24 protein-coding genes are annotated in these 24,990 nt (G+C 73.3%); 13 read left to right on the top strand and 11 right to left on the bottom strand.

Features of this window, described 5'->3' with window-relative positions; translation table 11 throughout:
* Positions 1-160 precede the first annotated feature (160 nt).
* Both IE237_RS40710 and IE237_RS13210 read left to right on the top strand, forming a co-directional pair.
* Positions 161-1,042 carry an excalibur calcium-binding domain-containing protein gene (locus IE237_RS40710; protein ID WP_229842643.1) on the top strand — a complete coding sequence of 294 codons (882 nt, stop codon included), beginning with the start codon at positions 161-163 and terminating at the stop codon, positions 1,040-1,042.
* Between the two features lie 78 nt (positions 1,043-1,120).
* Positions 1,121-1,444 (top strand): nuclear transport factor 2-like protein, encoded by a 324-nt coding sequence (locus IE237_RS13210; protein ID WP_189802089.1) that lies wholly within the window; start codon positions 1,121-1,123, stop codon positions 1,442-1,444.
* Positions 1,445-1,465: 21 nt separating this feature from the next.
* On the opposite strand, the gene IE237_RS13215 is transcribed toward IE237_RS13210, so the two are convergent.
* Positions 1,466-2,242 carry an SDR family oxidoreductase gene (locus tag IE237_RS13215; protein ID WP_189802090.1) on the bottom strand — a complete coding sequence of 259 codons (777 nt, stop codon included), beginning with the start codon at positions 2,240-2,242 and terminating at the stop codon, positions 1,466-1,468.
* A gap of 102 nt (positions 2,243-2,344) precedes the next feature.
* On the opposite strand from IE237_RS13215, the gene IE237_RS13220 reads away from it, so the two are divergent.
* The gene (locus tag IE237_RS13220; protein WP_189802091.1) at positions 2,345-3,976 is read left to right on the top strand and encodes an alkaline phosphatase D family protein; all 1,632 of its coding nucleotides are present in this window, start codon (positions 2,345-2,347) and stop codon (positions 3,974-3,976) included.
* Here the strand turns inward: IE237_RS13220 and IE237_RS13225 are convergent.
* On the bottom strand, positions 3,963-4,964 hold the full coding sequence (locus IE237_RS13225) for a Gfo/Idh/MocA family protein (protein WP_189802092.1): 1,002 nt from the start codon (positions 4,962-4,964) through the stop codon (positions 3,963-3,965). The two genes, IE237_RS13220 and IE237_RS13225, sit on opposite strands and share 14 nt — an antisense overlap.
* Positions 4,965-5,046: 82 nt before the next feature.
* Here IE237_RS13225 and IE237_RS13230 point away from each other — a divergent pair, with 82 nt between their 5' ends.
* Both IE237_RS13230 and IE237_RS13235 read left to right on the top strand, forming a co-directional pair.
* The gene (locus IE237_RS13230) at positions 5,047-6,327 is read left to right on the top strand and encodes a Bcr/CflA family multidrug efflux MFS transporter (RefSeq protein WP_189802566.1); all 1,281 of its coding nucleotides are present in this window, start codon (positions 5,047-5,049) and stop codon (positions 6,325-6,327) included.
* Positions 6,328-6,336: 9 nt separating this feature from the next.
* On the top strand, positions 6,337-7,332 hold the full coding sequence (locus IE237_RS13235) for a small ribosomal subunit Rsm22 family protein (RefSeq protein WP_189802093.1): 996 nt from the start codon (positions 6,337-6,339) through the stop codon (positions 7,330-7,332).
* Positions 7,333-7,364: 32 nt separating this feature from the next.
* Here the strand turns inward: IE237_RS13235 and ddaH are convergent, their stop codons facing one another.
* Entirely contained in the window at positions 7,365-8,195 is an 831-nt protein-coding gene (gene ddaH, locus IE237_RS13240) for a dimethylargininase (RefSeq protein WP_368858565.1), read from the bottom strand.
* A gap of 143 nt (positions 8,196-8,338) precedes the next feature.
* Here ddaH and IE237_RS13245 point away from each other — a divergent pair, with 143 nt between their 5' ends.
* Complete coding sequence (locus IE237_RS13245; protein WP_189802094.1) at positions 8,339-8,971, top strand: TetR/AcrR family transcriptional regulator; 633 nt, start codon at positions 8,339-8,341, stop codon at positions 8,969-8,971.
* Positions 8,972-9,072: 101 nt separating this feature from the next.
* On the top strand, positions 9,073-9,852 hold the full coding sequence (locus tag IE237_RS13250) for a bifunctional DNA primase/polymerase (RefSeq protein ID WP_189802095.1): 780 nt from the start codon (positions 9,073-9,075) through the stop codon (positions 9,850-9,852).
* A gap of 174 nt (positions 9,853-10,026) precedes the next feature.
* On the opposite strand, the gene IE237_RS13255 is transcribed toward IE237_RS13250, so the two are convergent.
* Genes IE237_RS13255 through efeO form a run of 4 tightly spaced genes read right to left on the bottom strand, consistent with a single transcriptional unit; the run spans position 10,027 to position 14,382 of the window.
* Complete coding sequence (locus IE237_RS13255) at positions 10,027-11,064, bottom strand: SCO2278 family lipoprotein (protein ID WP_189802096.1); 1,038 nt, start codon at positions 11,062-11,064, stop codon at positions 10,027-10,029.
* Positions 11,021-11,902, bottom strand: a complete 882-nt coding sequence (gene efeU / locus IE237_RS13260; RefSeq protein ID WP_189802097.1) for an iron uptake transporter permease EfeU — start codon at positions 11,900-11,902, stop codon at positions 11,021-11,023. The genes IE237_RS13255 and efeU overlap by 44 nt, the downstream gene beginning before the upstream one ends.
* Positions 11,903-11,920: 18 nt before the next feature.
* Positions 11,921-13,192 carry an iron uptake transporter deferrochelatase/peroxidase subunit gene (gene efeB, locus IE237_RS13265; RefSeq protein WP_189802098.1) on the bottom strand — a complete coding sequence of 424 codons (1,272 nt, stop codon included), beginning with the start codon at positions 13,190-13,192 and terminating at the stop codon, positions 11,921-11,923.
* A gap of 32 nt (positions 13,193-13,224) precedes the next feature.
* Complete coding sequence (efeO, locus tag IE237_RS13270) at positions 13,225-14,382, bottom strand: iron uptake system protein EfeO (protein ID WP_189802099.1); 1,158 nt, start codon at positions 14,380-14,382, stop codon at positions 13,225-13,227.
* Positions 14,383-14,802: 420 nt separating this feature from the next.
* On the opposite strand from efeO, the gene IE237_RS13275 reads away from it, so the two are divergent.
* Entirely contained in the window at positions 14,803-15,471 is a 669-nt protein-coding gene (locus tag IE237_RS13275; RefSeq protein ID WP_189802100.1) for a PhzF family phenazine biosynthesis protein, read from the top strand.
* A gap of 34 nt (positions 15,472-15,505) precedes the next feature.
* On the opposite strand, the gene IE237_RS13280 is transcribed toward IE237_RS13275, so the two are convergent.
* Both IE237_RS13280 and map read right to left on the bottom strand, forming a co-directional pair.
* Entirely contained in the window at positions 15,506-16,156 is a 651-nt protein-coding gene (locus tag IE237_RS13280) for a biliverdin-producing heme oxygenase (RefSeq protein ID WP_189802101.1), read from the bottom strand.
* A gap of 114 nt (positions 16,157-16,270) precedes the next feature.
* Positions 16,271-17,128 (bottom strand): type I methionyl aminopeptidase, encoded by an 858-nt coding sequence (map, locus tag IE237_RS13285; RefSeq protein ID WP_189802102.1) that lies wholly within the window; start codon positions 17,126-17,128, stop codon positions 16,271-16,273.
* A gap of 61 nt (positions 17,129-17,189) precedes the next feature.
* Between map and IE237_RS13290 the strand changes: the two genes are divergently transcribed.
* Positions 17,190-17,423 (top strand): hypothetical protein, encoded by a 234-nt coding sequence (locus IE237_RS13290; RefSeq protein WP_189802103.1) that lies wholly within the window; start codon positions 17,190-17,192, stop codon positions 17,421-17,423.
* Positions 17,424-17,447: 24 nt separating this feature from the next.
* On the opposite strand, the gene IE237_RS13295 is transcribed toward IE237_RS13290, so the two are convergent.
* Positions 17,448-18,779, bottom strand: a complete 1,332-nt coding sequence (locus tag IE237_RS13295; protein WP_189802104.1) for an MFS transporter — start codon at positions 18,777-18,779, stop codon at positions 17,448-17,450.
* Positions 18,780-18,931: 152 nt separating this feature from the next.
* Between IE237_RS13295 and IE237_RS13300 the strand changes: the two genes are divergently transcribed.
* The 3 genes from IE237_RS13300 to IE237_RS13310 are packed head-to-tail and all read left to right on the top strand — an operon-like array spanning position 18,932 to position 20,531.
* Positions 18,932-19,534: a hypothetical protein gene (locus IE237_RS13300; protein ID WP_189802105.1), complete on the top strand. Its 603-nt coding sequence runs from the start codon at positions 18,932-18,934 to the stop codon at positions 19,532-19,534.
* Positions 19,535-19,580: 46 nt separating this feature from the next.
* Positions 19,581-20,279, top strand: a complete 699-nt coding sequence (gene npdG, locus IE237_RS13305) for an NADPH-dependent F420 reductase (protein ID WP_189802106.1) — start codon at positions 19,581-19,583, stop codon at positions 20,277-20,279.
* A 24-nt stretch (positions 20,280-20,303) separates the two neighbouring features.
* Entirely contained in the window at positions 20,304-20,531 is a 228-nt protein-coding gene (locus tag IE237_RS13310; protein WP_189802107.1) for a hypothetical protein, read from the top strand.
* Positions 20,532-20,537: 6 nt separating this feature from the next.
* On the opposite strand, the gene IE237_RS13315 is transcribed toward IE237_RS13310, so the two are convergent.
* On the bottom strand, positions 20,538-21,332 hold the full coding sequence (locus IE237_RS13315; RefSeq protein WP_189802108.1) for a site-2 protease family protein: 795 nt from the start codon (positions 21,330-21,332) through the stop codon (positions 20,538-20,540).
* Positions 21,333-21,688: 356 nt separating this feature from the next.
* On the opposite strand from IE237_RS13315, the gene IE237_RS13320 reads away from it, so the two are divergent.
* Entirely contained in the window at positions 21,689-24,985 is a 3,297-nt protein-coding gene (locus tag IE237_RS13320) for an AfsR/SARP family transcriptional regulator (protein WP_189802109.1), read from the top strand.
* The last annotated feature ends 5 nt before the right edge of the window (positions 24,986-24,990 follow it).

Genomic DNA, 24,990 nt, shown 5'->3' on the forward strand with positions numbered 1-24,990 from the left:
GCAGGGTCGCGTGGGTGTGTCGCCGGGTAGGGGGCCGGGACGGGAGCGGTGGTGGCGAAGGCCCGAGTTCGCCGTTCTCTGTCTGGTCCTTCTGCCGCCCCTGGGCATCTTCCTCGCCTGGCGTAGCCGTTGGTCGCCGGGGCGGAAGGTGCTCGCGACCGTGCTGTCCGGTGTCTGGTTCGTGGCCGTGGGCACCAGTGATCCGCCGGCGGACAGGCCCTCGGTGGCCGACGCGGCGCCGCGGGCCAGGACGTTCCCCTCGTTCACGCCGTACACCCCGCCCACTCCCACGCCGACGCCGACGGTGCGGCGGGTGGTGGCCGACTACGTCGGTCAGAACCTGGAGACCGCGTCGCGGGCCGCGTACGAGGCCGGGTTCCGGGCGCGCTCGCACGACGCCACCGAGGACGACCGGATGCAGCTCGTCGACGGCAACTGGAAGGTCTGCTTCCAGGAGCCGGCCGCCGGGGAGGCCGCCACGGCCGGTGAAGGGCGGCGGATCGGGATCGAGTTCGCCGTCGTCGAGAAGAGCAGCCCCTGTCCGGCGCGGGACGGCGCGGCCGTCGTCTTCCCCAAGGTGCCGGACGTCGTCGGCAAGACCTTCGAGGCAGGCTCCGAGGTGCTCCGGAAGGCGGGCCTCACCCGGATCCGCGGCGCGAGCGTGTACACGGACGTCGACCTGGCGGCCCGTCACGACGACTGGCGGATCTGCTTCCAGGACCCGGAGGCGGGCGAGGACATCGAGCGGCCGGAGCACATGTCCGTACGGCTCTCCCTCGCGCGGCCCGGTCTCTCCTGCCCGGGGGAGGACCACGCCCGGCTGAACCCGGACCCGGACCCGGACCGGCACGGCAGCGGAAGCGGAAGCGGAGGCAGCGGAGGCGGCTCCGGTTCCGGCGGTTCCGGCGGTGGCGGGCTCGCCTACTACAAGAACTGCGACGCCGTCCGTGCCGCCGGAAAGGCCCCCATCTACGCCGGTCAGCCCGGCTACCGCTCGGGTCTCGACCGCGACGGCGACGGCAAGGCCTGCGACTGGTCCTGAGCGTTCCGGACCGCTGTCGGGGGGACCTCACGGCCGGGGTGTACGGGGAGCGGGGCCCCGCGGGTGTACGGGTGGTGCATGACCCTTCCCGTGAACAAGCTCAGCGACCCGGCCGTGCGCGCCTTCGTCACCGCCCTCAACGCCCATGACGAGCCCGGCCTCTTCGAGGTCCTCACGCCCGGCGCGACCATGTCCGACGACGGCTCCGAACGTGATGTGCGGCAGTGGCTCGACCGCGAGGTGTTCGCCTCGCGCGGGCACATGGACGTGGAGAGCGAGGCGGACGGCGGGCGCGCTCTCCTCGCCCGCTACCGCAACGACACCTGGGGCGAGATGCGTACCAAGTGGGCCTTCACCGTCGACGGCGGGAAGGTCTCGCGGTTCGAGACCGGGCAGGCCTGAGCCTTCGGCCGGGGGTGTCCCTCACCCCCGGCCGATGTACGGCATAGCCGTCGCCATGACGGTCGCGAACTGGACGTTCGCCTCCAGGGGCAGCGCCGCCATGTGGACCACCGTCGCCGCCACGTCCGCCGCGTCCATGACGGGCTCCGCCGCCAGTTCGCCGTTGGCCTGGAGGATGCCGGTCTGCATGCGGGCCGTCATCTCGGTCGCGGCGTTGCCGATGTCGAGCTGTCCGCAGGCGATCCGGTAGGGGCGTCCGTCGAGGGACAGGGACTTCGTGAGGCCCGTCATCGCGTGCTTGGTCGCGGTGTACGCGATCGAGTGCGGGCGCGGTACGTGCGCGGAGATCGAGCCGTTGTTGATGATCCGGCCGCCCTGCGGTTCCTGCTCCTTCATGGCCCGGAAGGCCGCCTGGGCGCAGAGGAAGGCGCCCGTCAGGTTCACGTCGACGACCGTGCGCCAGGTGGCCGGGTCCAGGTCCTCGACGGGGACGCCGCCGCCCGCGAACGTACCGGCGTTGTTGAAGAGCAGGTCGACCCGGCCCCAGCGGTCCCGTACCGAGGCGAAGAGGGCCGTCACCTCCTCCTCCGACGTGACGTCCGTCGGGACGCACAGGAAGTCGCCGGCCGGGAGGGCCGCGGCCGTCTCCTCCAGGGCCTCGGCCCTGCGGCCCGCCAGAGCCACCGACCAGCCGGCCGCCGCGAGGGCCAGCGCCACGCTCCGGCCGATGCCCGAACCGGCTCCCGTCACCACTGCGATGCTCATGGGCGCGCAGCGTACGCGAGACGCGTGCCCCATGAACTCATCCGTCCGACACGTGGATGTTCTGTACCCGACAACGTGACGTCGTCCCGTCCCCCTCGAATGGCGGAAGCGCACCATCCGTCTGGGGAGGGGAACATGAACCACGTCCAGGACCACTCCGAAGAACTCCGCGCCGCAGCACGCCACTTCGGGCGCCGGCGGTTCCTGACCGTCACCGGCGCCGCCGCCGCGCTCGCCTTCGCCACCCAGCTGCCCGCGGCCGGTGCTGCGGCCGCCGCCGAGCTCGACGTCCGGCGTGTCACCGAGGACCCGTTCACGCTGGGCGTGGCCTCCGGCGACCCGCTCCCCGGCTCCGTACTCCTCTGGACCCGGCTCGCGCCCCGCCCCTTCGAGCCCGGCGGCGGACTGCCCCCGCGTCGCGTCGGAGTCCGCTGGGAGCTAGCCCACGACGAGCGCTTCACCCGGATCGCCCGGCGCGGTCTGGCCACCGCCCACCCGGAGTTCCGCCACGCCCTGCACGTCGAGGTCGAGCACCTCGACCCGGGCCGCGTGTACTTCTACCGCTTCCGCGTCGGCGAGTGGACCAGCCCGGTCGGCCGGACCCGCACCGCCCCGGCCCTCGGCGCCGACCCCGCCGGTCTGAAGCTCGCCGCCGTGTCCTGCCAGGCCTACCACGACGGCTACTTCACGGCCTACGGCCACCTCGCGCGGGAGGACGTCGACGTCGTCTTCCACCTCGGCGACTACCTGTACGAGTACGCCGTCGACGCCGCCGGCGGCGCCCGCGCCTACACCGACCGCACCCTCCCGGCCGCCTTCAACCGCGAGACGGTCACCCTGGAGGACTACCGGCTGCGCTACGGCCTCTACAAGTCGGACCCCGACCTGCGCGCCGCGCACGCCGCCCACCCCTTCGTCGTCACCTGGGACGACCACGAGACCGAGAACAACTACGCGGGCGACATCCCCGAGAACGACGTCCCGCCGGAGGAGTTCCTGCTCCGCCGCGCCGTCGCCTACCGCGCCTACTGGGAGCACCAGCCGCTGCGCCGCCCCCAGCTGCCCGAGGGCCCCGACATGAAGATGTACCGGCGGCTGCGCTTCGGGCGGCTCGCCCAGTTCGACATCCTCGACACCCGTCAGTACCGCTCCGACCAGGCGTACGGGGACGGCTGGCACGCCCCCGGCCCCGAGACCGAGGACCCGGCGCGCACCCTGACCGGCGCCACGCAGGAGCGCTGGCTGCTGGGCGGCTGGCGCGCCTCCCGGGCCCGCTGGAACGTCCTGCCGCAGCAGGTCGTGTTCTCCGAGCGCCGTGACCGCCCCAGCGCCGACTACACGGTCTCCATGGACGCCTGGGACGGCTACGCGGCCTCGCGGCGGCGGATCCTCGCGGGCGCCGAGTCCGCCGGCATCGAGAACCTGATGGTGCTCACCGGCGACGTGCACGTCGGCATCGGCCTCGACATCAAGGCCGACTTCCGCGACCCGGCCTCCCGGACCGTCGGCACCGAGATCGTCACCACCTCGATCGCCAGCGGCAGGAACGGCGCCGACCGCCCGTCCAACTACGACCGGATCACCCAGGCCAACCCGCACGTGAAGTTCTACAGCGGGCGGCGCGGCTACGTGACGGTGGCGCTCGGCACGGAGAGCGCCCGCGCCGACTTCCGGACCGTCCCGTACATCACCACCCCGGGCGCGCCCGTCACCACCGCCGGCTCCTTCGTCACGGAGGCGGGAGACCCGGGTCTCAAGCCCGCGTGACGGCCCGCTCCGACGGATAGCGGACGCCGATGCGGTCCCTGACCGCGTCGAGCGTCCGCATCACCGCGAGCGAGCCGTCCAGCGGCACGAGCGGGGACTCCGTCCCGCCCGCCCGCAGGACGCGCATCACCTCGGCGGCCTCGTGCCGGAAGGAGTGCGGGTCGTCCGACGACGTGAACTCCTCCGGCTCGTGGCCGGCGCGGCGCAGGGTGAACCGCTCGGGGAAGAAGAAGCCGCGCGGGACGTCGATCCGGCCCTCCGTCCCCGTCACCGAGGCCGTCAGCGGCGTGTCCGCCTCCAGTGAGCAGGACAGCAGCGCCGAGGCGCCCGAGTCCCAGCCCAGCAGCATCCCCGTGTTCAGGTCGACGCCCTCCGGCGAGAGCAGCGCGTGCGCGTGGACCGCGGACGGCTCGCCGAGCAGCAGCTGCGCGAACGACACCGGGTACACCCCCAGGTCGAGCAGCGCCCCGCCGCCGACCGCCGGGTCCCGCAGCCGGTGCCCGGCGTCGAAGGGGCCCGCGAGCCCGAAGTCCGCCTGGACCGTGCGGACCTCGCCGATCGCCCCGTCGCGCACGAGCTCCGCGATCCGCCGGATCAGCGGGTTGCAGTACATCCACATGGCCTCCATGAGGAAGAGGCGGCGGTCCCGCGCGAGGGCGACCAGTTCCTCCGCCTCGCGGGCGTTCAGTGTGAGAGCCTTCTCGCAGAGCACCGCCTTGCCCGCCTCCAGGGCGAGGCCGGCCGCCGTGCGGTGCGCGTGATGCGGAGTCGCCACGTACACCACGTCGACGTCCTCGTCGGCGAAGAGCCCGGCCCACTCCCCGTACGCCCGCGGTATCCCGAACCGGTCCGCGAAGGCCTTCGCCGACGCCTCCGTGCGGGACGCCACCGCGACGACCTCGGCGCCGTCGAGCGTCAGCAGGTCCGTGGTGAACCGCTCCGCGATGCCGCCCGTCGCCAGGATGCCCCAGCGCACCGTGTCACTCATGTCCCCACCCGTCCCAGAGAGGTCTCGACCATGCCGGTCGAGCTGAGAGCATAGGCAAGGTTTCAACGAAATGGAGCAGTCGATGCCGGAGAGCGGCCAGAGAACAACACAGGGACACATAACCGAACCCGCCCCGGTCGTCACCGCCGCCCGGCGGACGGGGCTCCTCGTCACCCTCGTCCTGGGCGGCCTCACCGCCCTCCCCCCGCTCTCCATGGACATGTACCTCCCGGCGCTGCCGGAGGTCACCGGCGCGCTGCGGGCCCCCGCCGCCACCGTCCAGCTCACCCTCACCGCCTGCCTCGCCGGCATGGCCCTCGGCCAGCTCGTCGTCGGCCCCATGAGCGACAAGTGGGGACGCCGGCGCCCGCTGCTCATCGGCATGGCCGTGTACGTCCTCGCCACCGCCGTCTGCGCGCTGGCGCCCACCGCCGAACTCCTCATCGGCTTCCGGCTGCTCCAGGGCCTCGCCGGCGCCGCCGGCATCGTCATCGCCCGCGCCGTCGTCCGCGACCTGTACGACGGCGTCGAGATGGCCCGCTTCTTCTCCACCCTGATGCTGATCTCCGGCGTCGCCCCGATCATCGCGCCCCTCATCGGCGGCCAGATCCTGCGCCTCACCGACTGGCGGGGCGTCTTCCACGTCCTCACCGTGATCGGCGTCCTCCTCACCCTCGTGGTGTGGCGCTTCCTCCACGAGACGCTGCCGCCCGAGCGGCGGCACGAGGGCGGGGTCGGGCAGGCCCTGCGCACCATGCGGGGGCTCCTCGCCGACCGGGTCTTCACCGGCTACATGCTGACCGGCGGGCTCGCCTTCGCCGCCCTCTTCGCGTACATCTCGGCCTCGCCGTTCGTGATCCAGGATCTGTACGGAGCCTCCCCGCAGACCTTCAGCCTGCTCTTCGGCCTCAACTCGGTCGGGCTCGTCGCCGTCGGCCAGATCAACGGCAAGCTCCTCGTCGGCCGCGTCAGCCTCGACAAGGCGCTCGGCTTCGGCCTCGGCACCATCCTGCTCGCCTCGGTCGCGCTCACCCTCATGACCACCGGCGTCTTCGGTGAGACCGGGCTCGCCCCCATCGCCGCCGGACTCTTCGTCCTGATGTCCGCGATGGGCCTGGCCATGCCCAACACCAACGCCCAGGCCCTGATGCGCACCCCGCACGCCGCCGGATCCGCCTCCGCCCTCCTCGGCACCTCCTCCTTCCTCATCGGCGCCGTCGCCTCCCCGCTCGTCGGCATCGCGGGCGAGCACACCGCCGTCCCCATGGCGGTCGTCCAGCTCGGCTGCGCCGTCCTCGCCCTCGCCTGTTTCCTGGGCCTCTGCCGCCCCTGGCGCACTGAAGCCCAGGCCGAGGCCGCCTAGACTGTCTCGGTGAACGCCGTCTCCTCCGCCTCCGCCGACTCCCTGCGCGCGGCCCTCGCCGCGGTCCTCGACGGGCTGCCGCCCAACCGGGCCGCGCAGGCCGTCGAGCGGCTGATCGCCAACTACCGGGGCACCACCCCGACGGACGCCCCCGTGCTGCGCGACCGCTCCGACGTCGCCGCGTACGCCGCGTACCGGATGCCGGCGACCTTCGAGGCGGTGCGCGGCGCCCTCGACGCCCTCAGGGCGGCCGCGCCCGACTGGGAGCCCCGCACCCACACCGACGTCGGCGGCGGTACGGGCGCGGCGAGCTGGGCCGTCGCCGAGGCCTGGGAGGAGGCGCCGCCGCGCACCACCGTGCTCGACTGGGCCGAGCCCGCCCTCGCGCTCGGCCGCGAGCTGGCGGCCGGGGTCTTCGACGCCGAGTGGCGGCGCGAGCGGATCGGCGCCGCGCTGAGCCTGCCCGAAGCCGACCTGGTCACCGTCTCGTACGTCCTCAAGGAGCTGACCGAGGCCGACCGGACGGCGCTCGTCGCCGAGGCGGCCCGCGCCGCGCAGGCCGTCGTCATCGTCGAGCCCGGCACCCCCGACGGCTACGAGCGGATCATCGCCGCCCGCACCCGGCTGATCGACGCCGGCTTCACCGTCGCCGCGCCCTGCCCGCACAGCGGGGCCTGCCCGATCGTGCCCGGCACGGACTGGTGCCACTTCTCCGCCCGGGTGAGCCGCTCCTCGCTGCACCGGAAGGTGAAGGGCGGCTCGCTGCCGTACGAGGACGAGAAGTTCGCGTACGTGGCGGCCGTCCGGTTCCCGGTGACCCCGGCGCCCTCCCGCGTCATCCGCAGGCCGCAGATCCGCAAGGGCCAGGTCCTCCTGGAACTCTGCGGTCCCGAGGGCCTCGGCCGCGACACGGTCACCAAGCGGCACGGGCCCCTGTACAAGCAGGCCCGTGACGCGGAGTGGGGCGACTCCTGGCCGCCGGAGGAGGAGCTCGGGGACCGCTAGGGCCTGTCCGGCGGATCAGGGTCGGACAGGCCCTAGGGCCGCAGCTCCTGGGTGCAGCACTTCACGCTGCCGCCGCCCTTGAGGAGTTCGCCCAGGTCCATGCCGACCGGTTCGAAGCCGCGGGCGCGGAGCGGGTCGAACAGGCCCACGGCCGCCTGCGGCAGCAGGACGTGCCGGCCGTCGCTGACCGCGTTGAGGCCGAGCGCCGCCGCGTCCTCGCCGGTCGCGATCAGCGCGTCCGGGAAGAGCCGGGCGAGCACCGCGCGGCTGCCGGGGGAGAAGGCGTCCGGGTAGTACATGACCTCGTCCCGGGCGTCGTCCAGGACGCACAGCGCCGTGTCCAGGTGGTAGTAGCGCGGGTCCACCAGCTCCAGGCCGATCACCGGGCGGCCGAAGAACTCCTGCGCCTCGTCGTGCGAGAGCGGGCTGGAGCGGAAGCCGCGGCCGGCGAGGATCCAGGAGGCGGTGACGGCGAAGTCGCCCTCGCCCTCGTTCACGTGCTCCGGGACCCGCACGGCGTCGTCCGCCCAACCGTTCCTGCGGAACCAGGACACGTGCGCCGCGGCCTCGGCCGCGCGCTCCGGGTGGGCGAACTTCGCGCCGAGGACCCGGCCCTCGACGACCGTCGCGCCGTTCGCCGCGAAGACCATGTCCGGCAGCGCAGGGTCGGGCGTCAGGAGCTCCACGGTGTGGCCGAGCGAGCGGTAGCGGTCGCGCAGGTCCTCCCACTGGGCGAGGGCGAGCGGCAGGTCGACCGGTTTCGTGGGGTCCATCCAGGGGTTGATGGAGTACGTCACCGTGAAGTGCGTGGGTGGGCACATCAGGTAACGGCGGGGCGAGGACGTGCGCGGAGTGGAGCGCAATGAAGCCTCCTCACGGAGAGCGGTCGGTGATCGGTGGACCCCATGGTCCGCTCTCGGCGGCCTTCGCGCTGTGGACCGTTCGGGTGGTTCGGGCCCGTGCGAGTGGCGAGACGTCTCGTCTCGCCCGCTGCTAGATTGATGTCATGTCCGAGACCAGGCCCACCAAGGCCGCCCCCGACGCCTCCCGCCGCAGCGAGCGCTCCCGCCGCGCCATCTTCGACGCCGCCCTCGCCCTCGTCTCCGAGACCGGCTACGCGAAGACCACCATCGAGGGCATCGCCGCCCGCGCCGGCGTCGGCAAGCAGACCATCTACCGCTGGTGGCCCTCCAAGGCGGCCGTCCTCCTCGACGCCTTCCTCGACCTCGCCGCCCGCGCCAACGAAGCGCTGGGCGGCGACGCCGACAGTGAGATCCCCGACACCGGAGACCTCGCCGCCGACCTGAAGTACGTCCTGCGCGCCACCGTCGACGAGATGACCGACCCCGCCTTCGACGGCCCCACCCGCGCCCTCGCCGCCGAGGGGATCGTCGACCCCGAGCTCGGCGCCCGCTTCACCGAGGCCCTGCTCGAACCCCAGCTCCAGTACTACGTCCGCCGCATCGAGGCCGCACAGGCCAAGGGCGACATCGACCCGGGCGTCGACCCCCGCGTCGCCGTCGAACTCCTCGTCGGACCGCTCCACCACCGCTGGATCCACCGCACCCTGCCCCTCACCCACGCCTACGCCGACACCCTCGTCGACCTGGCGCTGCGCGGCCTCGCCCCCCGCTCCTGACCGCTCGGAGCCCCCCGGTTCCGCACTCCGGTCACCCGGGGCGCAGGATGGTGGGACCATGGGCAGAGCCGAACGGGCGAGCATGAGGTGTGAGGGGATAGATGGGCGACGGCATCGGCCGCTACCGCGGCACGGAGAGCAAACTCGCACAGTGGCTGCGCAGGCGCCCCAAACGCACCGCGGCCGACGACGGGAACGACCGCGAGAAGCTGCTCCTGGCCGTCGCCGCCGCCGGGCTGCCCCTGGCCCCCGCCGCGTACCCCGTCGGCTACAGCTGTTCCTGTGAGCGGATCGGCTGTCCCACCCCCGCCCGGCACCCCGTCTCCTTCGCCTGGCAGACGCAGTCGACCACCGACCGCGCCCAGATCGAGCGCTGGGCCCGCAACGAGCCCGAGGCGAACTTCGTCACCGCCACCGGCATGGTCCACGACGTCCTCGACGTCCCGCTGGCCGCCGGCCGCGCCGCCCTGGAGCGCCTCCTCGCCGAGGGCGTCGAGGTCGGACCCGTCGCCGAGTCCGCCGACGTCGACACGGTCGGCGGGCGGATGCTCTTCTTCACCGCCACCCGCGGCACCCCCGAGGACGAGGACGAGTGGTGGCCGTGTGAGCTGGACTGCCACCCGGAGACCATGGACGAGCACCCGGGGCTGCGCTGGCACTGCCGCGGCAGCTACGTCCTCGTCCCGCCGGCCCGGCTCCCCGGGGACGAGGCCGCCCATCCGGTCGTCGCCTGGGTCCGCGGCCCCGAGCACCCGCTGCCCGACCCGCTGAACCTCCTGGAGACCCTCCAGGACGCCTGCGCCCGCCACGCGGCCGAGCGCGAGGCGGACGGGGACGGGGAGCACACGGCCCACGAGATCGCCTGGCCGCTCACACGCTGAGCCCGGCTCGCCGCTCACGCGCTGAGCCCACCTGGTTCACGCGCTGAGCCTGCCCGGCCGGTCACGCGCTGGGCCTGCCTGGCCGGCGGTCACACGCTGAGCCCGGGCCCGCCGGTCACGCGCTGAGCCCGGCCGGACGCCGACGTGCCGCGCCCGGGGCCGCCGGGCGGAGGGCTACGAGCCCTCCGCGCCCACCACGCCCTGGAGCCGGCCCGCGACCGTGACGCCGCCGCGGTCCGTGCCCGCCGGCTTCACCAGGACCGCCTGGCTGGTCACCCACTCCCGGGTGACCGTGTTCTTGATCTCGCCGGTCAGCAGCGCCTTGGTGTCCTCGCCGACCTTCGGCCGGTAGCCCTTCGCCGCCGTCTGCCGCTCGAAGTACCGGGTCGCGAAGAAGACGAGCGCGCCGCCGTCCCGGGTCCGCAGCCCGAGCGGCGCGAAGTCCCCCTGGTCCGTGACCCGGTCGATGTACTGGGTGGCCATGCCCGGCCGCTTGGCGGCCTTCTGCCGCTGCGCCCGCCACTCCGTGGTGTGGGTGCCCGGCGTGAACGGCCCCGGCTGCCCGTCCTTGAGGAACGCGACGTAGTTCGCGCCCAGGTCCCCGGGCGCGACCGCGAGCGCGTCGCTGTCCGCGGCGACCGGCACCGCGTACCCCTCCTCCTCGGCGAACTCGGGCACATCGCCCCGGGGGAGGATCGCGAGGTAGGCGACCTCCCACAGCTGCTCGGGCCCGTTGCGCACGAAGGCCAGGAGCCAGCGCTCCTCGCCCGAGCCGCGGTTGGACGCGGTGTCCGCGACGAACCAGCGCGGCCAGCCCGCCTTCCGGGGCAGCACGAACCGCGCGTCCGTGAGGGTGAGGGGCTTGTGGTCCGGATTGCCGCCCGGCGTGTTGATCGACCGCGCGCGCAGGCCCGCCTGGTTGATCTCCCCGAGCGGGCCGGTGACCCGGCCCGCGTCCAGGGCCGGGTCATAGGCCTTGTCGGCCCGGTTGTACGCCGTCGTGAAGTCGGAGAGGGCCTGCGCCGCCTCGGCCTTCGTCGCCGGCGGCAGCAGCGCCAGCTCGCCGTGCACGGTCACACAGCCGCTCGCCGTCAGCGACAGGACGGTCGCCGCCGCCGTCGCCGCGAGGAACCTCGCCGGTCGGCGGTCCACCAGGAACGACAGCCGCTCAAGCGGTCGTCTCGGCGCTCGCCTCAGCCTCAGCCTTCTCATCGGTCGCCTTCTGCTTCTTCACCCGCACGGACGGACCCGACCCTATCGGGGCCAGGAACAGCGCGAGCGTCGGGACCAGATACAGCGCCCACACCGTGACCTGAAGGACCGTCGGATCCGGCTGGAAGTTGAAGACGCCCTTGAGGAGCGTGCCGTACCAGCTGTCCGGCGGGATCGTCGCGGAGATGTCGAAGGCCTTGTCCGCGAGGCCGCCGAGGAAGCGGGCCTCCTGCAGGTCGTGCACGCCGTACGCGAGCACGCCCGCCGCCACCACGACCAGCATGCCGCCGGTCCAGGTGAAGAACTTCGCCAGGTTGATCTTCAGCGCGCCCCGGTAGAACAGCCAGCCGAGGAACACGGCCGTGAGCAGGCCGAGGAGGACCCCGACCAGCGGCGCGTACGTGCCGTCCGAGGAGGCCCGCACCGACGCCCACACGAACAGCGCCGTCTCCAGGCCCTCGCGGCCCACCGCCAGGAAGGCGGTGGCGACCAGCGCGCCCGTGCCCATCTGCAGCGCCGCGTCCAGCTTCCCGTGCAGCTCCGCCTTCAGGTGCCGCGCCGTGCGCCGCATCCAGAAGACCATCCAGGTCACCAGGACCACGGCGACGATCGACAGCGAACCGCCGAGCAGCTCCTGCGCCTCGAAGGTCAGCTCCTGGGAGCCGAACTCCAGGCCCGCGCCGAACGCCAGGGCCACGCCGACGGCCACGCCGATGCCGATCCAGATCGGCTTCAGCGCGTCCCGGCGCCCGGTCTTCACCAGGTACGCGATGAGGATGCAGACGACCAGGCTGGCTTCGAGGCCCTCGCGCAGGCCGATCAGATAGTTACCGAACACGTCGGTTCCCCTCCTCGATCACGAGAACAGCGCCCGGCCCCACCAGTCGTCCTTGTCCCGGACGCCCGGCGGGATCGCGAACAGCGCCGAACCCACGTGCTGGATGTATTCGTTGAGGGCGTCGGACCCCAGCGAGGTCTGCACCGGGATGAAGCCGGTACGGACGTCCTTCTGGTACGCCAGGAAGAACAGGCCCGCCTCCAGACGGCCGAGGCCGTCCGTGCCGTCCGTGAACGAGTAGCCGCGGCGCAGCAGTGTCGCCCCGTGGTTGCTGTCCGGGTGGGCGAGCCGGACGTGCGAGTCCGGCTTCATCGCCTTCAGGAACGGCGCGTCGTGCTCCTTGGCCTTGCCGACCGGAGCGCCCTCGCGCTTGTCGCGGCCGAAGATGTCCTCCTGCTCGGCGAGCGGAGTGCGGTCCCAGGTCTCGACGTTCATGCGGATGCGGCGGGCGACGAGGTACGAGCCGCCGTCCATCCAGGCCGCGCCGCCCTCGGCGTCCCTGCCCGAGACCCACACGTGCTTCGCGAGCCGCTCGGTCTCGGTGCCCGCGATGTTGCGGGTGCCGTCCTTGAAGCCGAAGAGGTTGCGCGGGGTCTGGGCGTCCGGGGTCGTCGAGGACGTCTTGCCGAAGCCCAGCTGGGACCAGCGCACCGCGACCTTGCCGAAGCCGATCCGCGCGAGGTTGCGGATGGCGTGCACGGCGACCTGCGGGTCGTCGGCGCAGGCCTGCACGCAGATGTCGCCGCCGCTGCGGGCCGGGTCCAGGTTGTCGCCCGGGAACTTGGGAAGGTCCACCAGGGCCCCGGGCCGCTTGTCCTTCAGCCCGAAGCGCCCGTCGAAGAGCGAGGGGCCGAAGCCGATGGTGAGGGTGAGGCGGGAGGGCTTGAGGCCGAGGGCCTCGCCCGTGTCGTCCGGCGGGGCCTCCGGCAGGCCGCCGTAGGCGCCCTCGCCGACCTCGGCGCCGGCCGTCATCCGCTCGGCGGCCCGCGTCCAGTCCTTGAGGAGCTGGATCAGCTCCGCGCGGTCCTTCGTCTTCACGTCGAAGGAGGCGAAGTGCAGCCGGTCCTGCACGGCGGTGGCGATGCCCGCCTGGTGCGCGCCGTGGAAGGGCACGGCCCCGCCGCTGTCGGCGACCGGGACGGCGGTGTCGCCGTCACGGGTCAGCGCGACGGCGCCGCCGGCCGCGGCGGCACCGAGCGCGAGCCCGGCACCGCCCCAGCCGATGACCGTACGGCGGGAGGGGGCGGCCGTCTCGGCGGCCGCGGTCTGCTCCTGGGTGTCCTCGGACATGTCCGTGTTCCCGTCCCTGATGACTTCGGCGACTACTTGACGACGGCGGCGGCGAGCTTGGAGAGGGGCTCGGCCAGCGCGTTGACGCCGTCGGACAGCTCCTTGCGCTCGGGCTTGCCGACCTTCTCGTACGAGGTGAAGACGTAGCCGCTCTTGTCCGTGCGGTACTTGTCGAGCAGCGTGTTCAGGGCGGCGAACTGCTTGTCGAGGTCGGCGACGAGCTTGGCGTCGTTCTTCGCGGCGACCGGCTTGAGCAGCTCGAAGGACTTCTGCGCGCCCTCGACGTTCGCCTTGAAGTCGACGAGGTCGGTGTGGGAGTAGCGCTCCTCCTCGCCGGTGACCTTGCCGCTGGCGACCTCGTCCAGGAGCTCCTTGGCGCCGTTGGCCATGGAGGTCGGGGTGATCTCGGCCTTGCCGACCCGCTTCACCCAGTCGGCGAGGTCCTTGTCGAGGAGGTCGGCGAGCTGCTTCTCGCGGTCGCCGATCTTCTTGTCCTGCCAGAGGGCCTTCTCCAGGCGGTGCCAGCCGGTCCAGTCCTTCGCCGGGTCCTGACCGTCCTCCAGGCCGTCCTCGCGGACGTCGACCTTGGGGTCGATGTCGCCGAAGGACTCGGCGACCGGCTCGGTGCGCTCCCAGCCGATGCGGGACTCGGCGTAGGCCTTCTTCGCGGCCTCGATGTCACCGGCGCGGACGGCGTCGGTGAAGACCTTCACCTTGGGGAGGGTGGCGTCGGCCTGCGCCTGGACGTACTGGCGGTAGGAGGCGACGGCCGCGTCCATCTCGGGCGAACGCTTCGCGCTCGCGGCGCCCTTGCCGGTGACCTTGACCTGCTGACGGATGCCGTCGCCCTTCATGCCGGGCTTGCAGGCGATGGCGTAGTCGCCGGCCTTGATCTCGGCGGTGAGCGTGGCCTTGGTGCCGGGGCCGATGTTCTCGCGCTCGGTGACGATCCGGTCGTCCGGGTAGAGGACGTAGACCTCGGTGACCTTGGAGCCGCGGTTCTCGACGGCCAGCTTCACGTGCCCGGCCGGGAACTCCTTCTTCGACACCTCGCAGGAGTCGTCCTTGGCGACGACGGTGATCGCGCCGTCCTCCGCCTTCCCGTCGCTTTTCTCGGCGCAGCCCGTGACGGCGGTCAGAGCGGCCGCGGTCGCGGCGGCGGTGACGACGGAGAGGCGGACGGCTCGCATGAGGGCTCCAGGAACGGGGGACGGGCTGAGGCGGACCTAACTTAACCGAGGCTTACCTCAGCGATACCCACCCGTCCAGTGATTCAGCTCTCAGGCCGGGCGTACCGGACACAGCCGGGTCACAGGGTCTCCATGGAGTCCTCATGAATTGGTCAAGAGCGGGTCAAGGGAGGTGTTTTGTGCCGGTTTCGATTACTGGTCGGTACGTGTTGGTACTCGTCGATCCGCGCCGGTCCGCCGTCGGACACGCCCTGCATCGGCGCGCCCGCGCAGCCGGGCGAGGCGCCGGCGAGGACGGAGAGGAGGAGCGGCGCGGCGAGGAGACGGGCCGTCAGCGCGGTGTCCTGCCCGCAGTCAGGGCCGCACCCCGGAAGCGGCGGTGCGGCCCTGCCGCCTTCTCCCGGGTGATTCAATTCCGCCATGAACACGACGGCCACTGACATCGACGTCCTCCGGGTCTTCTGTGCGGGCGACGGCCGGCACGGCAACCGCCTCGGAGTCGTGCGGGACGCCCGCACCCACCCCGACGAGTCCTCCCGGCAGGCGCTCGCCAAGGAACTCGGCTTCAGCGAGACGGTGTTCGTGGACGACCCGGAGCGCGGGATCGTCGACATCTACACGCCCGGCCTGCGGCTGCCGTTCGCCGGACACCCGCTCGTCGGCGCGGCCTGGCTGCTCGACCTGGAGGTCGTCCACCCGCCGGCCGGTGAGGTGTGGGTGCGCGGCGACGGGGAGTTCACCTGGATCGAGGCGCGCGCCGAGTGGGCCCCGCCCCGCACCCTGCGCCGGTACGGCTCCGTCGCCGAGGTGGAGGCCCTGGAGGTGCCCGAGCCGGGGGAGTGGATCTACGCCTGGGCCTGGGAGGAGGAGGCCGCGGGCCGGATCAGGGCGCGGGCCTTCCCGGGCCGGGGCGACGGGATCGACGAGGACGAGGCGACCGGTGCGGCGGCGCTGCTGCTCACGGCGGAGCTGGGACGGGCTCTGAACATCACGCAGGGCCGGGGTTCGCAGCTGCTCACTGCCCCCGGCCCTGACGGCATCGTGGAACTCGGCGGACGCGTCCGCCTGGAAGGAACGATGACGCGCTGACCGGTCGCACGCTGACCGGTCGCACGCCGACCGGTCACGCGCTGAGGGGGTACTCCCCGCCCAGCTCCCGGAAGACCGCGCTGTTGAAGTCGAAGGCCCGCTTGCACTCGTCGACGATCCGCTGCTTCTCCAGGTCGTCGGCGTTCACGCCGTCGAGCAGCTCCCGGTACGCCCGCTTGAACGCGGCCGGGTTGGAGATCTCGTCGAAGACGTAGAAGCGGACGCCGTCACCCTTGCGGTCGAAGCCCCAGGTCCGCTCCGCCTTGTCGCGGATGATCTGGCCGCCCGAGAGGTCGCCGAGGTAGCGCGTGTAGTGGTGGGCCACATAGCCGGCCGGCCAGTCGCGGGCGCACTCGGCGACCCGCTCGGCGTAGGCGACGGTGGCGGGCAGCGGGGAGACCCCGGCACGCCAGTCCGCGCCGCGCAGATGGGCGAGGTCCTGCTCCAGGGCGGCCGTGCGGAACAGCTCGGGCTGTATGAAGGGTCCGGCGACCGGGTCCTCGCGCAGCGCCTCCGCGCCCTCCTCCAGGGCCCGGTACACGAACCAGAGCTGCTCCGTGTAGCGCGCGTACGCGTCGACCGCCAGACGTCCGCCCAGCAGGTCGCCCATGAAGGACGAGGTCTCCGCCTCCGTGTGCTGCTCGTGCGAGGCCGTACGGATGAGCGTCGAGAAGGGCGTGTCCAAGGCGTGCCTCCGAGACCGATGGGACGGGAACCAGTGACGATCCTGCCAACTTAGGCATACCTAAGTCAACTGGTTCCCGACGTCCTGTCGGTAAAAAGCTACCCACTCGGCGGGTCAGGGCAACGTAAGGATTTCGGCCCCGTTCTCGGTCACCACGAGCGTGTGCTCGAACTGCGCCGTCCGCTTCCGGTCCTTGGTCACCACGGTCCAGCCGTCGTCCCACATGTCGTAGTCGTGGGTGCCGAGCGTCAGCATCGGCTCGATCGTGAACGTCATGCCGGTCTTGATCTCGGTGGTGTGGTGGGGCGAGTCGTAGTGCGGGACGATCAGGCCGGAGTGGAACGACGAGTTGATGCCGTGCCCGGTGAAGTCGCGCACGACCCCGTAGCCGAAGCGCTTGGCGTACGACTCGATGACCCGCCCGATGATGTTGATCTGGCGGCCCGGCTTCACCGCCTTGATGGCCCGGTTGAGGGACTCCCGGGTGCGCTCGACGAGCAGTCGCGACTCCTCGTCGACGTCGCCGCAGAGGTAGGTGGCGTTGTTGTCGCCGTGGACGCCGTTGATGAACGCGGTGACGTCCAGGTTCACGATGTCGCCGTCCCGCAGGACGGTGGAGTCCGGGATGCCGTGGCAGATGACCTCGTTGATCGAGGCGCACAGCGACTTCGGGAAGCCGCGGTAGCCCAGCGTGGACGGGTAGGCGCCGTGGTCGCACATGTACTCGTGCGCGACCCGGTCGAGCTCGTCGGTGGTGACACCCGGAGCGATGTGCTTGGCGGCCTCCTCCATCGCCTGCGCGGCGATGCGGCCGGCGATCCGCATCCGTTCGATGGTGTCGGAATCCTGCACCTCGGGCCCCGTGTACGGGGTCGGGGCGGGCTTCCCGACGTACTCGGGGCGGCGGATGGAGCCCGGAACGGAGCGGTGGGGGGAGAGCTCCCCCGGTACGAGAAGCGACTGGCCAGACATGCCAGCGAGTCTAACGACCGGGTCTGGGGCAGCATGGTCTCGGAGGAAGGAGCCGACGACGATGGCCCTGTTCAAGAAGCGCACGGTGGGCAAACCGGGCGAGTGGTACTACTGCCTGGAGCACAAGAAGGTCGAGGAGGGCCCCGAGTGCCCGGCGAAGAACCGCTTCGGCCCGTACACCAGCCGTGAGGAGGCCTCCCACGCCATGGAGACCGCCCGCGACCGGAACCTGGAGTGGGAGACCGACCCCCGCTGGCACGACGCCGCCGGGAAGGACAAGACGCCGGACGAATGACCGCGCGGAGGCCGCCGGGACCGCTCAGACGGTCCCGGCCGCCTCACGCCGGGCGGCCTCCTCCAGGGCGGCCTCCTGCTGGGCCTTGCGGCGCAGCGAGTCCTCGTCCGTGGCGGAGTCGTACGTGAGGAGCTTCGGCAGCGCCAGACAGAGCAGCCCCGCCGAGGCGACGCACGCCACGCCGCCCGTCCAGACGGCCGCGCGCGTGCCGGTCCAGCCGGCCATCGCGCCCGCCCGGACCTGGCCCAGCTGCGGGCCCACGCTGTACGAGAGCACCTCGATGCCGGCGAGCCGGCCGCGCAGCTCCTCCGGGATCGTCTGGTTCCAGATCGTGGAGCGGCCGAGACCGCTCAGCATGTCGCCGGCGCCCGCGAAGGCCAGGCACAGCAGCACCAGCCAGACGTTCCCGAACCAGCCGGCCGCCGCGATCGCCAGACCCCAGCCGGCCGCGCCCCCGGCCACCAGGAGTCCGTGCCGGCGCACCTTCGACGTCCAGCCGCTGGTCAGGCCCAGGACGAGCGAGCCGACCGAGCCCGCCGCGTACATCAGACCGAGCGACCAGTCCGCGTCCAGCTCGTCCGCGAGGAACGGGAAGATCGTGTTCGGGAAGGCGAAGAACATCGCCGCCAGGTCGATCACGTACGTGCCGAGCAGCACCGGCCGCGACCAGGCGTACCGCGCCCCCTCCGCGATGCCCCGCAGCGAGGGCTTCTCCGCGTCGTGCGCGGGCGGCGCGGGGGAGAGACGGCGGCACATCAGGACCGAGACCGCGAAGCACGCGATCGTCACGCCGTACGCGGGCGCGTGACCCGCGTACGCCACCACGAGGCCCGCGACGGCCGGACCCGCGATCGAGCCGATCTGCCAGCGCAGCGAGTTCAGCGCGGCGGCGGCCGTCTGCTGGTCGTGCGGCACGATCCGGGCGAGCAGCGAGTCGAGCGCCGGACGCTGGAGCCCCGCGAGCGCCGACACCCCCGCCGCGACCACGTACAGCGGCCAGAGCATCGGGTCCGGGAGCAGCGCGTTGAGCAGCAGGAGCAGGGCGAGCAGCCCGAGCCCCGCCTCCGTCCGCAGGATCACCTTCCGCCGGTCCACCGCGTCCGCGAGCGCACCGCCGTACAGGCCGAACACCACGAGCGGCACCAGCTCGACCGCACCCATCGCGCCGACCGCCAGGGGCGAGTCCGTCAGCTCCTTGATCTGCAGGGGCAGGGCGATCATCGCCATCGCGCTGCCGAAGTACGTGACGAGACCCTGCACCCACAGCAGCCGGAAGTCGCCGGACGAACGCCAGGGCGCGAGATCGGGCAGCAGGCCCGAGAGCCTGGCGAGGAGGGAGGAAGGAGGGGAGGACACGAGGGGTCATGCTCCGTCCGACGGATGCAGGGAGCAACCGAATTACCGGTCCCGTGCACGGTGCGGGGCCGGGGCGGAGCCGTCGCTCCCGTACGGGTGGAACCTCCCCGATCGGCCGCGCGCGGGCCCCGGCTCGGGCAGGATGCGGGCCCATGGATGCCGTACGGGTCGCGTTGCTGCGGGAAGTGCTCGCCGGGACGGAGTGGCCGGGGGCGGCCCGCCGGTTCGCGGGTGCGCTCCGCTCCTCGGTCGTGCCGCACCGGGGCGGACTGCTCCTCGTGGGCACCGAGGAGTACGAGCCCTGGCACCTGGCGGCACACCTGGTCGACGAGTCCGCCTGGTCGGGGCTCCCCGAGCTGGCGCCCACGCTGGTGCGGCACCGGGTGCGGCCGGACGCCCCGGCGCACCTGGCGGTCGGCCTCGGCCGCCTGGAGACCGCCGGGCGCGGCGCGACCCTGCTCATGGTGACGCCCGAGCGGCCCGGCGCGGGGCTGCTCCAGCGGGTGCACGACGCCCGGCGCGCCGGGGCGACGGTGCTCTCGCTCGACGGCGGCGACGAGGAGGTGCGGGGCCTCGCGCACGAGACGCTCACCGTGGCGGAGGGCGCCGAGGTCGACCTGGACACGGTGCAGCACCTGGTGAGCGCGGCGGCCGGGGAGAACAGCCTGCCGGCGCCGCGCGGGAGCCGCCGCCTCCGGGACCGGCTCTCCGGTCTCGCGGACCGGCTGACGGCCCCGCCCCCGGCCCGCTGGTAGCACACGGACGCCCCCGGCACCCCGACCGGTCGGTAATGTCGGGGCCATGACTACGACTGAGAGCAAGCCCGCCCCCAAGGACCCGTGGGACCTCCCCGACGTCTCCGGTCTCGTCGTCGGCGTCCTCGGCGGCACCGGCGACCAGGGCCGCGGCCTCGCCTACCGGCTCGCCAAGGCCGGCCAGAAGGTGATCATCGGCTCCCGCGCCGCCGACCGCGCGCAGGGCGTCGCCGAGGAGATCGGCCACGGCGTCGAGGGCGCCGACAACGCCGAGACCGCCCGCCGCAGCGACGTCGTGATCGTCGCCGTGCCGTGGGACGGCCACGCCAAGACCCTGGAGTCCCTGCGCGAGGAGCTCCGAGGCAAGCTCGTCGTGGACTGCGTCAACCCGCTCGGCTTCGACAAGAAGGGCGCCTACGCCCTCAAGCCCGAGGAGGGCTCCGCCGCCGAGCAGGCCGCCGCGCTCCTCCCGGACTCCCGGGTCGCCGCCGCCTTCCACCACCTCTCCGCGGTCCTCCTCAAGGACACCTCCATCGAGGAGATCGACACGGACGTCATGGTCCTCGGCGAGGAGCGCGCCGACGTCGAGATCGTCCAGGCCCTCGCCGGCCGCATCGCCGGCATGCGCGGCGTCTTCGCCGGGCGGCTGCGCAACGCCCACCAGGTCGAGTCGCTCGTCGCCAACCTGATCTCCGTGAACCGCCGCTACAAGGCCCACGCCGGGCTCCGCGTCACCGACATCTGAGCCGGTCCCGTCGCGGACCGGGGCATGGGGGACACTGGACGGGCACGAAACGCCGTATCCGGACAGGAGCCGACCCCCATGCCCCGCCTCGCCCTCTACGCCCTCGTGGTCTGCGCCCTGGCCGTCGCCGCGGCCGTCGTCTCCTTCGTCGAGGGCAGCTTCCTCGGCGTCGTGTGGGTCCTCCTCGCGGGCCTCTCCTCCAACATGGCCTGGTACTACATCCGCCGCGCGAAGGTCCGGGCCCAGGGCTAGGCCGGGCTAGACCTGGCAGAACTCCGGGGTCTCCTGCCAGAACCGGAACAGCTGCGAGCCGCAGTACCGGCTCAGCTCCGGCACCCCGAGGGAGCGCATCAGCGCGTCGATCGTGTCGAAGAAGGCGTCGTTGACCGCCGGCACGAACAGCAGCGCGATCACGATGAAGAAGCCGTACGGCGCGTACGGCTCGATCTGCCGCTTCACCTTGTACGACAGCCAGGGCTCCACCACGCCGTAGCCGTCGAGCCCCGGCACCGGCAGGAGGTTCAGGAGCGCGGCCGTCACCTGGAGGAACGCCAGGAACGCCAGCGCGAACTGGAACACGAGCGGCACGCCGTCGAGCGCGCCCAGCCAGAACGGCGCCGTGCACACCAGCGCGAACAGCACGTTCGTCAGGGGGCCCGCCGCCGAGATCAGGCTGTGCTTCCAGCGGCCCTTGATCCGGCCCTGCTCGATGAAGACCGCGCCGCCGGGCAGACCGATCCCGCCCATGATCACGAACAGCACCGGCAGGACGATGCTCAGCACCGCGTGCGTGTACGCCAGCGGGTTGAGCGTCAGATAGCCCTTGGCGCCCACCGTGATGTCCCCGCCGTGCAGCGCCGTCCGCGCGTGCGCGTACTCGTGCAGACAGAGCGACACGACCCACGCCGAGGTCACGAAGAGGAAGACCGCGAGACCGGGCGAGGCGGCGAAGTCCGTCCACACCGCCCAGCCGGTCACGGCCATGACGGCGAGGATCGCCAGGAAGACGGGACTGATCCGCCGTTCGTGGCGCCGGGTGGTGGCCGTGGTCATCGCGGGGGCTCCCAGGGGACGGTGGGCATTGCTGTGTGCGGGAAACGTACCGGGCCCCGAGCGGAGTTCCACCCCGGCCGTTGTGGGCGTCCCCGCGCCGTGTGGGCAATCGTCCCGCTGGGGCGGGACGGGTGGGCACACGGGACGGCGCCCTTCGCGGCGGCTCCGCGTTCCGCGCTCTGACCCGCACCACCGGTTCCGTGCAGGGGGTGCGGGTCCAGGCGCTGAAGCCTCTGGCGCCGGCGAGGGCGCCGTCCGTTGTGCCCACCCGTTCCGCCCTGCGGAACGATTGCCCACAACGGCGGGGGCGCCGCCCAGCGTGGGTGCCGGGCGCGGGCTCGCGGAGAATGGGGGGCGTGCGCTACTCCGTTCTCGGTCCGACCCTCGCCCGCACCCCCGACGGCACCGACGTGCCCGTCGGCGGCCCCCGGGTCCGTGCGCTGCTCACCGTCCTCGCCCTGCGGGCCGGCCGGACCGTTCCCGTACCCCACCTCGTCGACGAGGTGTGGCACGGCGACGAGCCGCCCGCCGACGCCCCCGCCGCGCTCCAGGCCCTCGTCGCCCGGCTCCGCAGGGCCCTCGGCCGGGACCGGGTGGTCTCCGCCGAGGGCGGCTACCGTCTCGACGCCCGGCCCGAGGACGTGGACGCCCGCCGCTTCGAGCGCCTCGCCGTCGAGGGCGTGGCCGCGCTCGGCGCCGGCGACCCCGCGCACGCGGCCGCGCTCCTCGACGAGGCCCTCGGGCTCTGGCGCGGGCCCGCCCTCGCCGACCTGCCGGACCGGGACGCGGAGGCCGCCCGCTGGGAGGCCCGCCGGCTCGACGCCCGCCGCGCCCGGCTCGACGCGGCCCTCGCCCTGGGCGACGCGCCCGCCGCCCTCCCGGAGCTCACCGCCCTCTGTGCCGCCCACCCGCTGGACGAGCCGCTCCAGACCCTCCGGATCCGCGCCCTGCGGGACACCGGCCGGGCGGCCGAGGCGCTCGCCGCGTACGAGTCGGTCCGGCGCGCCCTCGCCACCCGTCTCGGCACGGACCCGTCACCCGCCCTGCGCGCCCTCCACGCGGAGCTCCTCGCCCCGGAGCCCGTACTCGCCCCCGTACAGACCCCCGTCCGCACCCCCGTCCGCGGCAACATGCGCGCGCGGCTCACCAGCTTCGTCGGGCGCGACGAGGACATCGCGCTCGTCCGGGACGACCTGCGCGGCGCCCGGCTCGTGACGCTGCTCGGGCCCGGCGGGGCCGGGAAGACCCGGCTGTCGCAGGAGGCGGCCGAGCGGGGCGGTGCGGACTGGCCGGACGGCGTGTGGGTGGCGGAACTCGCCCCCGTACAGGACCCGGAGGCCGTGCCCGAGGCGGTCCTCGCGGCCGTCGGCGCCCGCGAGACGGTGCTGCGCGGCGCCGGGGCCGAGGAGCTGCGCGGCGGGGGCGACCCGCTCGCCCGGCTCGTCGAGCACTGCGCCGGGCGGCGGATGCTGCTCCTCCTCGACAACTGCGAGCACCTCGTCGGCGCGGCCGCCGCACTCGCCGAGACCCTGCTCGCCCGCTGCCCGGAGCTCCGGGTGCTCGCGACGAGCCGGGAGCCGCTCGGCGTCCCCGGGGAGGCGATCCGGCCCGTCGGCCCGCTGCCGACCGGGACGGCGCTGCGGCTGCTCGGCGAGCGCGGCGCGGCGGTCCGCCCGGGCTTCCGCGTCGAGGACGACCCGGTCGCCGCGGGCGAGGTCGTGCGGCGCCTCGACGGTCTGCCCCTGGCGATCGAACTGGCGGCGGCCCGGCTGCGGATGCTGACCCTGCGCCAGATCGCGGACCGGCTCGACGACCGCTTCCGGCTGCTCACGTCGGGCGCGCGGACCGTACTGCCCCGGCAGCAGACCCTGCGGGCGGTCGTCGACTGGTCGTGGGACCTGCTCGACGCGAGCGAGCGGACCGTGCTGCGTGGCCTGTCGGTGTTCACGGGCGGCTGCGACCTGGACGCGGCGGAGGCGGTGTGCGCCGGGCCGGGCGGCCTCGACGTCCTGGACGTGCTCGGGGCACTGGTCGACAAGTCCCTCGTCGTCGCCGCCCCGGACGGCTCCGGCATGCGCTACCGGCTCCTGGAGACGGTGGCCGAGTACGCGGCGGAGCGTCTCGACGAGGCCGGGGAGCGGGCCGCGGCCGAGCGGCGCCACCTCACGTACTACCGCGAACTCGCCCGCCGCACCGACCCCGGCCTGCGCCGCCACGGCCAGGTCGCCGCGATGGCCCGCTTCACGGCCGAGTACGGCAACATGCGCACCGCCCTGCGCCGGGCCGTCGACGCCCGCGACGAGGACGAGGCGCTCGTCCTCGTCCACTCCCTGCTCTGGTACTGGCAGATGCGCGACCTGCGCACCGACGCCCTGAACCTGTCCCAGGCCGCCGCGGCGCTGGGCCCCGACCCGTTCACACCGCCCGCGGCGCCCGTCGTCCCCCTCCTCGAACCGTGCACCGCCGCGCCGCCGCCGCTCTCCGAGGAGCAGCGCTGGGAGGCGCGGCGCGGGGTGCGGCTCGTGGAGCTCCTCAACATGGACCACGAGACCGGGCGCTGGACCAGCCCCGAGGGCACCCACCGGCTCCGCGAGATCACCGCCGTCTACCGGCCCGGCCTGCCGCAGACCTGCCGGCTCCCCGGTTCCTTCGCCGTCTTCGCGGTCCTCCTCATCGGCGAGGCGGGCCGGCTCGGCGAGCTCCTCGACGCGACCGTCGCCGCCTGCCGCCGCCACGGCTACGACTGGGAGCTGGCCAACGTCCTCCAGCTGCGCGGCAACATGTTCGCCAACCGGGCCGACCTGGCCGAGCGGGCCATCGCCGACGCCGACGAGGGCCTGGAGATCTTCGTACGCCTCGGGGACGCCTGGGGCGCGGCCGAGGCCCTCTCCTCCCGGGCCGAAGCCCGCGAGCGGCTCCTCGAGTACGAGGCGGCGGCCGAGGACTTCGCCGCCGCCATCGGCTACGCGGAGCAGGTCGGCGCCCAGTCGCAGACGGCCCTGCTGCGCGCCCGGTACGCCGACATCCTGATCGAGATCGGGCGCGAGGAGGAGGGCGAGGCGATCCTGCGGGAGATCGTGGACGGCGGCTACGGCCGGGGCCACGAACCGATGCTCGGCGCCCGGCTGTTCCTCGCCCTGGCACTCGGCCGCACGGGCCGGTACGCCGAGGCGCGGGAGCATCTGTACGAGCTCCTCAAGGACTTCGGCTCCGAGACGCTCTCCATCTTCGAGGGCTTCACGCTCGGCGCCCTCGCCTGGCTGGACGTCGTCGAGGGCCACTACGCGCCCGCGCTGGACAACGCGGCGGAGGCGTACCGCCGTTCCCTCGGGCCGCTGTCGATGATGGTGGCCCCGCAGATGCCCTCGGTCCACGTGGTCGTCGCGGCCTGGGCGCTCGCCGGCCGGGGCGGCCCGGTGGCGCGGGTCGGGGCGGTGCTGCTCGGGGCCCGCGAGGGCTTCGTCCCCGAGGGGCACCTGCCGCCGTCGCTGGAGCGGGAGAACCTGGCGCGGGCGACGGAGCTGTGCCGTGCCGCGCTCGGCGAAGAGGAGTTCGCGGCGGCATACGCGGAGGGCGACGGCCTCTCCATGGAAGAGGCCGCCGCCCTGCTCGGTCGCGCCGCCGACGCGATCAGTGAGCGCGCCGAGTCATGATCCCC

The sequence above is a fragment of the Streptomyces tanashiensis genome (assembly GCF_014648895.1).
GTDB classification, from domain to species: domain Bacteria; phylum Actinomycetota; class Actinomycetes; order Streptomycetales; family Streptomycetaceae; genus Streptomyces; species Streptomyces tanashiensis.

Excerpts from the sequence above, each read along its gene's own strand:
- IE237_RS13210 (WP_189802089.1), top strand. The coding sequence starts at position 1,121 with ATGACCCTTCCCGTGAACAAGCTCAGCGACCCGGCCGTGCGCGCCTTC.
- IE237_RS13215 (WP_189802090.1), bottom strand. The coding sequence starts at position 2,242 with ATGGGGCACGCGTCTCGCGTACGCTGCGCGCCCATGAGCATCGCAGTG.
- IE237_RS13220 (WP_189802091.1), top strand. The coding sequence starts at position 2,345 with ATGAACCACGTCCAGGACCACTCCGAAGAACTCCGCGCCGCAGCACGC.
- IE237_RS13225 (WP_189802092.1), bottom strand. The coding sequence starts at position 4,964 with ATGAGTGACACGGTGCGCTGGGGCATCCTGGCGACGGGCGGCATCGCG.
- IE237_RS13230 (WP_189802566.1), top strand. The coding sequence starts at position 5,047 with ATGCCGGAGAGCGGCCAGAGAACAACACAGGGACACATAACCGAACCC.
- IE237_RS13245 (WP_189802094.1), top strand. The coding sequence starts at position 8,339 with ATGTCCGAGACCAGGCCCACCAAGGCCGCCCCCGACGCCTCCCGCCGC.
- IE237_RS13250 (WP_189802095.1), top strand. The coding sequence starts at position 9,073 with ATGGGCGACGGCATCGGCCGCTACCGCGGCACGGAGAGCAAACTCGCA.
- IE237_RS13255 (WP_189802096.1), bottom strand. The coding sequence starts at position 11,064 with ATGAGAAGGCTGAGGCTGAGGCGAGCGCCGAGACGACCGCTTGAGCGG.
- efeB (WP_189802098.1), bottom strand. The coding sequence starts at position 13,192 with ATGTCCGAGGACACCCAGGAGCAGACCGCGGCCGCCGAGACGGCCGCC.
- efeO (WP_189802099.1), bottom strand. The coding sequence starts at position 14,382 with ATGCGAGCCGTCCGCCTCTCCGTCGTCACCGCCGCCGCGACCGCGGCC.
- IE237_RS13275 (WP_189802100.1), top strand. The coding sequence starts at position 14,803 with ATGAACACGACGGCCACTGACATCGACGTCCTCCGGGTCTTCTGTGCG.
- map (WP_189802102.1), bottom strand. The coding sequence starts at position 17,128 with ATGTCTGGCCAGTCGCTTCTCGTACCGGGGGAGCTCTCCCCCCACCGC.
- IE237_RS13290 (WP_189802103.1), top strand. The coding sequence starts at position 17,190 with ATGGCCCTGTTCAAGAAGCGCACGGTGGGCAAACCGGGCGAGTGGTAC.
- IE237_RS13300 (WP_189802105.1), top strand. The coding sequence starts at position 18,932 with ATGGATGCCGTACGGGTCGCGTTGCTGCGGGAAGTGCTCGCCGGGACG.
- npdG (WP_189802106.1), top strand. The coding sequence starts at position 19,581 with ATGACTACGACTGAGAGCAAGCCCGCCCCCAAGGACCCGTGGGACCTC.
- IE237_RS13310 (WP_189802107.1), top strand. The coding sequence starts at position 20,304 with ATGGGGGACACTGGACGGGCACGAAACGCCGTATCCGGACAGGAGCCG.
- IE237_RS13315 (WP_189802108.1), bottom strand. The coding sequence starts at position 21,332 with ATGACCACGGCCACCACCCGGCGCCACGAACGGCGGATCAGTCCCGTC.